10 protein-coding genes are annotated in these 9,441 nt (G+C 42.5%); 7 read left to right on the forward strand and 3 right to left on the reverse strand.

Annotation, left to right across the window (positions count from 1 at the left end; genetic code table 11):
* The first annotated feature begins 350 nt into the window (after window positions 1-350).
* The 6 genes from F6K49_RS30970 to F6K49_RS30995 all read left to right on the forward strand — a co-directional run bounded on the left by F6K49_RS30970 (window position 351) and on the right by F6K49_RS30995 (window position 5,969).
* Window positions 351-1,535 (forward strand): hypothetical protein, encoded by a 1,185-nt coding sequence (locus F6K49_RS30970; protein WP_293019414.1) that lies wholly within the window; start codon window positions 351-353, stop codon window positions 1,533-1,535.
* Between the two features lie 173 nt (window positions 1,536-1,708).
* Window positions 1,709-3,100 carry a thioredoxin-disulfide reductase gene (gene trxB, locus F6K49_RS30975; protein ID WP_293019412.1) on the forward strand — a complete coding sequence of 464 codons (1,392 nt, stop codon included), beginning with the start codon at window positions 1,709-1,711 and terminating at the stop codon, window positions 3,098-3,100.
* A gap of 94 nt (window positions 3,101-3,194) precedes the next feature.
* Window positions 3,195-4,079 (forward strand): ABC transporter permease, encoded by an 885-nt coding sequence (locus tag F6K49_RS30980; protein ID WP_293019411.1) that lies wholly within the window; start codon window positions 3,195-3,197, stop codon window positions 4,077-4,079.
* 76 nt (window positions 4,080-4,155) lie between these two features.
* Window positions 4,156-5,043: an ROK family protein gene (locus F6K49_RS30985; protein WP_293102824.1), complete on the forward strand. Its 888-nt coding sequence runs from the start codon at window positions 4,156-4,158 to the stop codon at window positions 5,041-5,043.
* A gap of 214 nt (window positions 5,044-5,257) precedes the next feature.
* Entirely contained in the window at window positions 5,258-5,818 is a 561-nt protein-coding gene (locus F6K49_RS30990; protein WP_293102827.1) for a Uma2 family endonuclease, read from the forward strand.
* Window positions 5,819-5,828: 10 nt separating this feature from the next.
* The gene (locus F6K49_RS30995) at window positions 5,829-5,969 is read left to right on the forward strand and encodes a hypothetical protein (RefSeq protein ID WP_293102830.1); all 141 of its coding nucleotides are present in this window, start codon (window positions 5,829-5,831) and stop codon (window positions 5,967-5,969) included.
* Between the two features lie 131 nt (window positions 5,970-6,100).
* Here F6K49_RS30995 and F6K49_RS31000 read toward each other — a convergent pair whose 3' ends face one another.
* The gene (locus tag F6K49_RS31000; RefSeq protein WP_293030805.1) at window positions 6,101-6,370 is read right to left on the reverse strand and encodes a four helix bundle protein; all 270 of its coding nucleotides are present in this window, start codon (window positions 6,368-6,370) and stop codon (window positions 6,101-6,103) included.
* Between the two features lie 694 nt (window positions 6,371-7,064).
* The gene (locus tag F6K49_RS31010) at window positions 7,065-7,262 is read right to left on the reverse strand and encodes a hypothetical protein (protein WP_293102835.1); all 198 of its coding nucleotides are present in this window, start codon (window positions 7,260-7,262) and stop codon (window positions 7,065-7,067) included.
* 5 nt (window positions 7,263-7,267) lie between these two features.
* Here F6K49_RS31010 and F6K49_RS31015 point away from each other — a divergent pair, with 5 nt between their 5' ends.
* Window positions 7,268-7,393 carry a hypothetical protein gene (locus F6K49_RS31015; protein ID WP_293102838.1) on the forward strand — a complete coding sequence of 42 codons (126 nt, stop codon included), beginning with the start codon at window positions 7,268-7,270 and terminating at the stop codon, window positions 7,391-7,393.
* On the opposite strand, the gene F6K49_RS31020 is transcribed toward F6K49_RS31015, so the two are convergent.
* On the reverse strand, window positions 7,355-9,441 hold a 2,087-nt coding region (locus F6K49_RS31020), incomplete at its 5' end, for a CHAT domain-containing tetratricopeptide repeat protein (RefSeq protein WP_293102841.1). The two genes, F6K49_RS31015 and F6K49_RS31020, sit on opposite strands and share 39 nt — an antisense overlap.

Consider the following 9,441-nt stretch of genomic DNA (forward strand, 5'->3'; position numbering starts at 1 on the left):
TTTGGCAAAAGGCTTTTCCTATACAAACTGAGCGAGAACGTGGGACGTCAAGTTTTTTGATCACACTAATCATATCAAGTTACTTTTGTCAAGTTTTTTGTAAAGAAATATGTTTATAAAGCATAGCTTAGTAAGGGGGGAAGGGAGCCTCGGAGCAGGGAGCAGGCCAAAAATACTGTGTACCTCATTGTTAGGAAAAACCCTGTAGACCGCTCACAGCTTAGCAACGACTATTCTAGAGTAATGAGTATTAAACTATCATGATTGAACTTTATTATTTTTTTTAAAAAAAAATTAATGTTTATTATCTTAATTTGTTATTAATTTAACGATATTTTTTTTAATTAAATATGGTTTCAAAAAATAAAAAACATCACGACAACTCTGAGGATGATCATCCTCCCCAGCACCAGATTAAAAAAACCTATTTAGCTACTTTGGGACATCTGATTTTCTTAAGTACACTGACCATCAGTAAACCCGCTTGGTCTGGATGTTACCCCATAGACAGTATTTCCCATCAGCCAGCAGTCAGTTTAGTTTTTAGTGGTACAGAACACCAAGCTAATACTGATCAGGTAAAACAGCATTGTACTCCTAAGTTATCTCAGGTGAAAATCGGGAGTGGTGGAGAACTATTATCTTCCTTTGTTGTCAGTGAGCATTCATCGAGTTCTAGCTCAACTGAGGTAGTTGACAGGTCACAGATATCTCAAGGTAAACCTGCTTCTGGAGATAATAGTTCAAACTCAGATTCCAACGCTAATGATGGAGACCCGGAACTGGGGGTGCTCCGTTTGCGGCTCCAAGAAAAACCACCGACTCCCCCTAAACCTACAGTATATTTACAGGGTAGAGTCAGTTATTTCAGAAGCGATAATATTTTCGCTGGAGTCGATCCAGTTGATGATGGTCTGTTGAGACCAGGACTAACCCTATTAGCTGTACCATCCCTCGGACCTGACACTAAGCTCATAACCTCAGTAAGTGGTAATATAGTGCGTTATGGAGATAGATCCCAACTTGATTATAATCAACTGAAAGTTAACCTAGGAGTTCGTCAGAAGTTATTGAAAAGAACCTATGGGGAGTTAGGATGGAGCAATCAACAGTTATTCAAGCAAGAGGGAGGCGATCGCTTCGCTCATTATAATTCTGTATATCTTAGACTCAGCCGACGGGATTGGTTAGCAAAGGACTTAGCCTTAGATACGTCCTATAAGTTAAACCTACGTTTTGCTGATCCAGAGACACGCTCTAAGATTAGTAATGTTTTCAGAGCATCTTTAGCCTATTACCCCTATCCCCGATTTAAAGCAGCTCTTAGTTACCAACTTGCCTTATCTGATTATACCGAAAGGGAACGGTATGATAACTATCATCAGTTAATTGGTCGTGTCAGTTATAAGATTTCTAGTAATAGTCAAATTTATTTGTATGCTGGACAAAGCTTTGGTTCTTCTTCCAACTCCAGAATTAATTTTGATGGGACAGTTTTCGGTACAGGTATGAGTTTTAATGTACCTCTGTTTTGATAAAGTCAGGTTGTACGCTTTTCAGCAGTCAGCAGTCAGCAGTCAGCAGTCAGCTGAATTCTTACCTCCAAAGCGCCCCTATTCACAATTTAAATGTCTTACAACATTCGCTAAGTTGTATATGGTATACTCAGTTATACTGAAAACGTAGTCGTTATGAGTTTGTTTATCAGATGTCCAACTCCTCTGTAGAAAATCTTGTCATCATCGGTTCTGGTCCTGCCGGTTACACAGCAGCGATTTATGGGGCACGAGCTAACCTGAAACCCTTAATGTTTGAAGGCTTTCAAGCTGGGGGAATCCCTGGTGGACAGCTGATGACTACTACAGAAGTAGAAAACTTCCCTGGCTTCCCAGAGGGAATCACCGGACCTCAATTAATGGAACGGATGAAGGCTCAAGCAGAACGCTGGGGCACTGAATGCTATACCGAAGATGTGATCGTTGTAGACTTAAGTCAGCGTCCCTTTACTGTCCGCTCTGAGGAACGGGAAGTAAAAACCCATAGTATTGTGATTGCTACCGGGGCGACAGCGAAACGGTTGCATTTACCCAGCGAAGCTCAGTACTGGAGTAATGGGATCTCAGCTTGTGCCATCTGTGATGGTGCATCTCCCCTTTTCAGTGGTAAGGAAGTGGCGGTAGTCGGGGGGGGTGACTCAGCGGCAGAGGAAGCTGTATATTTGACCAAGTATGGTTCCCATGTTCATATGCTAGTACGTCGGCATGAGATGCGAGCTAGCAAAACCATGCAAGACCGGGTGTTGAATAATCCCAAAATTACTATTCACTGGAATACTCAGCCAGTTGATGTGTTTGGAGACAATGGTTCGATGACTGGCGTAAGAGTCCAGGATACTGAAACTGGTGAGGAAAAGGATATTTCAGTTCGGGGGATGTTTTACGCTATTGGTCACACTCCTAACACATCCTTATTTAGAGGACAACTGGAGTTAGATCAGCTCGGTTACATTGTCACTAAATCCGGTTCGGTGGAAACCAGTGTCGAGGGAGTCTATGCTGTTGGTGATGTCCAAGACCATGAGTTCCGTCAAGCTATCACTGCGGCTGGAACAGGTTGTATGGGGGCTATGTTAGCAGAACGCTGGCTATCTGCCAATAACCTAATTCATGAGTATCATCAACAACCGGCATCAGAACAGCCAACGGCTGAAAAACCTGAAGAAACTGAAGAAAAACCAGTAGCTGAGACGGCGGAAACCTTTGATATTAATGAAACACGCCATCTGGGGGGCTATGCCTTGCGTAAACTGTTCCATGAAAGCGATCGCATAATCATGGTCAAGTATATTTCCCCCAGTTGTGGTCCTTGTAAAATTCTCAAGCCCATGCTGGATAAAGTAGTAGATGAGTATAATGGCAAAATTCACTTTGTCGAGATCGATATTGACCAAGACAGAGAAATAGCTGAAAATGCTCAAGTGGTGGGAACACCTACCGTACAGTTATTTAAGGACAAAGAGTTCCTAGCGGAATTTAAAGGAATTAAGCAAAAGAGTCAGTATCGTCAAGCCATTGAACGCTATTTACCAACTACTGTTTAAGAGATAGGCAAAAGGCGAAAGGCAAAAGGCAAAAGGTTCACAAGATTGTTTACCTGATCAGTATGATAAATGCTATCAGTATCAAGGATGAAGGATGACCTCAACCAAACAATCATTCCCCAGCTTTTTGTCTTTTACTAGAGGGCCTAGTCTATCCATCAAACTAATGGTAGCAGGACTAGTGATTACTGGGTGCTTTATTGTAGTAGCCATTTTCGCTCCCACCTTTCAAGCTTGGGGATGGCTACAAGACCCTACCCAGTCCCTCAGTAATCCCATTCATGAAGCACCGAGCTGGAATCACTGGTTTGGTACCTCTCGCCAGGGTTATGATGTTTTCTCTCGCACCTGGTTTGGCTCTCAAGCTGCTCTAAAAGTAGTCGTTCTCGCTACCACCCTCAGCCTGATCATTGGTGTCCCTTTGGGGTTAATCAGTGGTTATCTCGGTGGCAAACTCGATCGGGTATTACTGTTTTTAATGGATACGATCTATACCTTGCCAGGACTACTGCTATCGGTGACTCTGGCCTTTGTAGTCGGTAGAGGAGTCTTCAATGCTGCGATCGCATTAAGTATTTCCTATGTCCCCCAATACTATCGGGTAGTCCGGAATCACACCACTAGCGTCAAAACTGAATTGTTCATCGAAGCCGCTCAAGCCCTGGGGGCTTCCCCTGGTAGGATATTATCGCGCTATCTATTTCTGAATGTGATTCAAAGTGTACCAGTTCTATTTACCCTCAACGCCGCTGATGCGATTTTAATCTTGGGAGGACTGGGATTTTTAGGATTAGGATTGCCAGAACAAACCCCAGAGTGGGGTCATGACTTACGTCAAGCCCTCGATGCCTTACCAACTGGGATTTGGTGGACAGCGCTCTTCCCTGGTTTAGCCATGACACTGATGGTGGTAGGATTGTCCTTAGTAGGAGAAGGATTAAGCGAGTTGATTAATCCCCGATTTCGTCAGAAACATTGAAATTCCCTAAAACTCTTTTGCCTCTTGCCTTTTGCCTTTTGCCTTAAAATGACTCATGACAAATCACTAAGGACTAATGACTCAAGCCATAGGCGTTGATTTAGGTGGCACTGCGATTAAGTTGGGACGCTTCCGTGAAGATGGAACCGAACTGGAGTCTCTAACAGTAGATACACCCCAACCAGCAACACCAACAGCGGTGATCGAAGCAATAGTAGCAGCAATCTCTCGTCTCGATACCAGGGAAGAAGTAATTGGTATCGGGGTTGGATGTCCTGGCCCTGCTGATGTTGCTGGAAGAATTGCTAAAGTTGCGATTAACCTAACGGATTGGCACGATGTTCCCCTAGCCGATCAGTTAGAAGCCAAAGTCGGTTATCCCACAGTTGTTGCTAATGATGCTAACTGTGCTGGTTTAGGAGAAGCTTGGTTAGGGGCTGGTCGTCGGTTTCGGAATTTGATTCTACTCACCCTAGGCACAGGGGTAGGAGGGGCAATCATTTTCGATGGTCAACTCTTCACAGGTCATCTCGGGTCTGCTGGGGAGTTGGGCTTAATTAATCTATATCCCGATGGTCCCGAGGGTAATAGTGGTAATCGGGGTTCTCTAGAGCAATACCTTTCTATTAGGGCAATCCGAAGCAACAGTGGCAAAGAACCAGCAGAACTTGGTAAATTAGCCCAGCAAGGAAACCAGGAAGCCTTAGAATTTTGGGCAGATTACGGACGCTTATTAGGGATTGGGCTAACTAGTTTTATTTATCCACTGACACCAGAAGCCATTATTATTGGTGGTGGTATAAGTGCTAGTGCCGAGTTTTTCTTGCCAGCAACTCTAGCAGAAATAGAGCAACGAGTTTTGCCTTCCTCTCGTACTGGTTTAGAGTTACTTAAAGCAGAATTAGGGAATCGAGCTGGAAGGGTGGGAGCAGCACGATTGGCCTGGCAAAAACACGTAAAATGAAGAATTAAGAATTAAGAATTTAGAATGAAGAATTTAGAATTAAGAATGGAGAATTTAGAATTTAGGTTGAAGGTTGTTTTATGGAAAGGATAAATTAGTGCGTAGGGTGTGTTAGGGGCGGGCTTGCCCTAATTTTCTCAGTAGCCAGTTTTGGGACAGCCCGCCCCGTAACGCACCACCAGGTCTGCCCATACCCTATTGATTCCAAAAAACCATGATTGCCAGTCCACAGCGTTACCGGATGACTTCCCAAGAATACCTGGAGTGGGAACCGACTCAGGAGATTCGTTACGAGTATAGTGATGGGGAAGTCTTCGCCATGACCGGAGGCTCGAAACCTCACAACCGGATTGCTTTAAATTTGGCTAGTGATCTAAATACTCACCTACAAGACAGTAGCTGTGAGGTCTATATCGCAGATGTGAAGGTAAAAATATCTTCAGTTCGTTCCTACCACTACCCAGATGTAGTAGTAACTTGTGATTCCAGAGATCAAGAGTCTAACCAGTTTATTCAGTATCCCTGTCTGATTGTAGAAGTGCTCTCTCCCTCTACAGAGGCATACGACCGGGGGAGTAAGTTTGCTAAATACCGTAAGCTAAAAACCTTGCAAGAGTATGTTCTAATCCAGTCAGAGACAATAGGAGTAGAGTGCTTTAGGCGTAATCAGCAAGGGTTTTGGGTGCTTTATCCTTATGATAAAGGTGATACCTTTACCCTCGAAAGTGTAAACTTTTCTCAGAATGAAGAATTTAGAATGAAGAATTTAGAATGAAGAATGAAGAATGAAGAATTTAGAATTTAGAATGAAGAATGAAGAATTTATAGCGTTTATCATAGCTATGAGGGACAGAGATTTTGTTTGCTTATTACCTATTCCCTGTTCCCTGTTCCCTGTTCCCTGTTCCCTGTTCCCTGTTCCCTAAAACCCATAAATTTGTACCTCATCAGTTTTAGAATGGCTATAGAATTATTTTTGAGTCTTAGTGTTTTTAATAATTGCATAAATAATAGAAATTAATTCGTTAGATTCATTGAGTAAAGACAGCAATCTTGGTTATAGGTTTTTCTCGGTGGCGATTAAAATTTTCAACCAATAATTTGTCTCTCTAGCTTCCTTCAGTGAAATACTCATTTTATGAATAAAGTCTCGTTTACTTTCTGCATTTTGTGCTTCCTCAACATTTGCTCCAATACTTGTTCCACAGCGGATTAATTGTTTGCTTAAATCATATCCAGTCCCACCATTTTGTCTCAGAAATTTACAGAGATTGACTATTCTTACGCTAAAGTTTAGCGTTCTTTCTTGTATATCTTTTTTTCTCATTCATTTTTGACCATAGGTAATTTAATAATTTACTTTTATAGTGCTACGCGCAAGGCAGCTATGCTGAGGGCAGAAGACAGAAGTTGACTCTAACAAGGTTTTAGAGGTAAGAGTTGTCCTAACAAGTGCGTGCGTACTGCTATATCTTAGTCTATGCATAAATACATAAATCTAAAAATGTCTTAATTCTTAATTCTTAATTCTTAATTCTTAATTCTTAATTCTTAATTCTTAATTCTTAATTCTTAATTCTTAATTCTTAATTCTTAATTCTTAATTCTCAATTCTTAATTCTTAATTCTTAATTCTTAATTCTCCTTGACAAATTAAACTATAATCATTATAATTATAGTTATAAACCTAAAAAACAATTTCTCGACTATGACTCAAAATTATCAGCCCAATTCAAACAATAATTCAAACGGATTCATTGTTCCGTACATTTTGAAAGGGTCTCGCCAGCAAATCACCCATACCGCCTATATTCTGAATGCCCTCGGCTACATCCAAATTTCGGAATGGGGTCCTCTTCAGCCCACTGGAACTCCAGACGAATATATTACGATGATCACCAGATATTGGATTTGGCGTTAACACCTTAAATTTCTGGGGGGGTTTCCCCCCCTGGCCAAAGTCCAATCACATCCGATCAGGATTGGATTGCTGATAAAATTGAGTGCATAGTCGAAAAATCCTAGCCGTGGAAAGTATTTCTGCGGCTACTTTTTTTGGTTATTTGGTTGAAGGTTATTCTGTTGAAGGTTATTCTGTTAAAAGTTAGCAGGTTGAAGGTTAGTAAGTTTAAGGTTAGTTGGTTTAAGGTTAGTTGGTTTAAGGTTAGTAAGTTGTTCGCGTAGCGTGGCCTATTGGCCAAGGTTAAGGTGATGCGCATTTAAATTGGTTTTTTCCTGTTCCCTGTTCCCTATTCCCTGTTCCCTGTTCCCTCTTCCCTACTCCCGATTCCCGATTCCCGATTCCCTTCTATTACGCCATTCCTTGCGAAACAAAACCAGCCCAATATAAAGGATGAGCAAAAGGAAAATCTTCCTTACTCAAAGACTCCAAACGCTTTGGCTGTATCTCGAATTTATCGACAATTGTGACCCACTTATCCAACTCTTCCTCATCTCCCTGATCCTTGGCATTCTGTTTAGCAGCTTTGGCCTCTTGTAACTTTTGTTCCAGATGTTCCGTTAACTGAGCCTGATAGTTATCAGCAAACTCCTTTCCCGTTAAATTGCGCAATTTAATTTGCCCTTGCTGTAGTGCTTGGCAACGGCTCATCCCTGACCTGCGGCCATCGTAGTAAAAAATTGCTAATAAAGCACTGGCCAAATCATCTACGGACCACTGGGTACTAACCACACTCCTGGCTCCAGCACAGAGAAAACCGGTAGCTAGACTAAGCAAGTCATCAGTAATGTCGGTAAGAGCTAAATTAACCTCACAGGCTGAGGCAAAAACTTCCGAAAGATTGGGCATCCGCCAACCAGGAGTTAAAAGTTGACCCAGGGTAAGGGAACCATCTCCTAACCGTAACTGAGATTCCAACGGGTTGGAGTTAGATTCAGCATGATGGCTGGAGTGGAGGATATGCACTTGCTGGGCTAAGGTGTGGTATGATTTGACTGTGGCATTCCGTCCTTGTAAGCGCTGCTCACCAGGAACGTGATACATTTCCGCCAGGGTTTTGCATTCAAAACTGGTAAAGGGCAGATCCTCCGTAGCATCTTCGACTATACCCATTTCCTGACCTGCAATTGCTGGGCGTTGGTGGCAATAGTGCAGGATTTGGCAACTGGGAACCAAGCGAATACGAAAGCGATCGCATAAATAAGTAGTTTGGGTAACAGATTTAGTGGCAGAGGATTTGGAGGATTTGCTGGCGAATACCATACCGCGACTTTGGGAAACAGAACTCTTGTCTTGCTCTGCTGGTAATAAACCCTCTTGCTCACCTTTTACAGCAAGTTTCGCCCCCCTAACCCCCCAATTTTGGGGGGAAATTGAGTTAAAGTCCCCCAGAATTGGGGGATTTAGGGGGCTTGAAGCTTTTGGTAGTGAGGTCAATTCATCTGAAAACGGCTGTAAGGGATCCACAATCGGCAACGCAGCAAAAGGAATCTGATGTAAAAATATATGAGGCACAATAATCAACTCCTCAATCCCAGTCAGATAGTGTCCCACCAGCTTTTCCAACTGCAAGCGCTCAGCAAGTTCCTGAAGAAAATCCCCCATCTTCTGTTTCCATTCACTTTTTGAACCAACATAGGGAATTAACCAGTTTTCTCCAATCCAAATCTGTAGTGTTTTTATTCCCTGGCCTACACAAGTAAAAACTTGAGGACTGCGATCCTTACGTAGGATAAAAATATGGGTATCCTCTATTGTTGTATAGAAACTAAGCAGAGCAGTGCTTGGTTCCTCGATTAACTGCTGCATTTGCTCCCAATCGAGATGTTCCACTTGAATTTGTCCTGCCAAAACCGGGTCATAGCGGCGCAGTTGTTGCCAAACTTGCTGTTTTTGTGCCTCTAATGCCTGGATTTCCTCTTGGTATTTTAATAAAGCGTCCCTAGTCAAGGATTGATCAGATTGTTTCACTGCCATTCCCAATGACATGGTTTTATTAGGACTTCCTGCCAAAACTGGAACAGCCTCCGAAGCATAACCAAAACGGAGGGAATTAATACGCCGTTGCAGTTCCTCGTAGTCCTGCAAAAGCTGTTTTAGTTCTGGAACAATTTCTCCCTCTTGGTCTAATTGATTACTAGCCATCATATCTACCAACCGTTGGGCACGAGAACGTTCAGCATATTCCAGTGCTTTCTCGATTTCTCCTAAATTGAGGTAAGCTTGTACTATGTTGCCATATACCTCAATGGCATCAGCAAGAATCTTTTGGCGACGCTCCTCATCAATTACCCAACTCCGGCTTTGTTCTACCGCTTGGATAGCTAGGGCGTAGCCTTCGATAGCTAGTTGCCAATTGTTATTTTCCAGAGCAAAATTACCTAAATTGCGAGCTGTTTTCAGACAGTCGAGAGGTAAGTTGTCTGGAGTATGGATTT

The sequence above is a fragment of the Moorena sp. SIO3I6 genome, assembly GCF_010672095.1.

What these genes read in the sequence shown, in the direction of transcription:
- trxB (WP_293019412.1), top strand. Translation starts at nt 1,709, where the DNA reads ATGTCCAACTCCTCTGTAGAAAATCTTGTCATCATCGGTTCTGGTCCT.
- F6K49_RS31000 (WP_293030805.1), bottom strand. Translation starts at nt 6,370, where the DNA reads ATGAGAAAAAAAGATATACAAGAAAGAACGCTAAACTTTAGCGTAAGA.
- F6K49_RS30990 (WP_293102827.1), top strand. Translation starts at nt 5,258, where the DNA reads ATGATTGCCAGTCCACAGCGTTACCGGATGACTTCCCAAGAATACCTG.
- F6K49_RS31010 (WP_293102835.1), bottom strand. Translation starts at nt 7,262, where the DNA reads ATGCGCATCACCTTAACCTTGGCCAATAGGCCACGCTACGCGAACAAC.
- F6K49_RS30970 (WP_293019414.1), top strand. Translation starts at nt 351, where the DNA reads ATGGTTTCAAAAAATAAAAAACATCACGACAACTCTGAGGATGATCAT.
- F6K49_RS30995 (WP_293102830.1), top strand. Translation starts at nt 5,829, where the DNA reads ATGAAGAATTTAGAATTTAGAATGAAGAATGAAGAATTTATAGCGTTT.
- F6K49_RS30985 (WP_293102824.1), top strand. Translation starts at nt 4,156, where the DNA reads ATGACTCAAGCCATAGGCGTTGATTTAGGTGGCACTGCGATTAAGTTG.
- F6K49_RS30980 (WP_293019411.1), top strand. Translation starts at nt 3,195, where the DNA reads ATGACCTCAACCAAACAATCATTCCCCAGCTTTTTGTCTTTTACTAGA.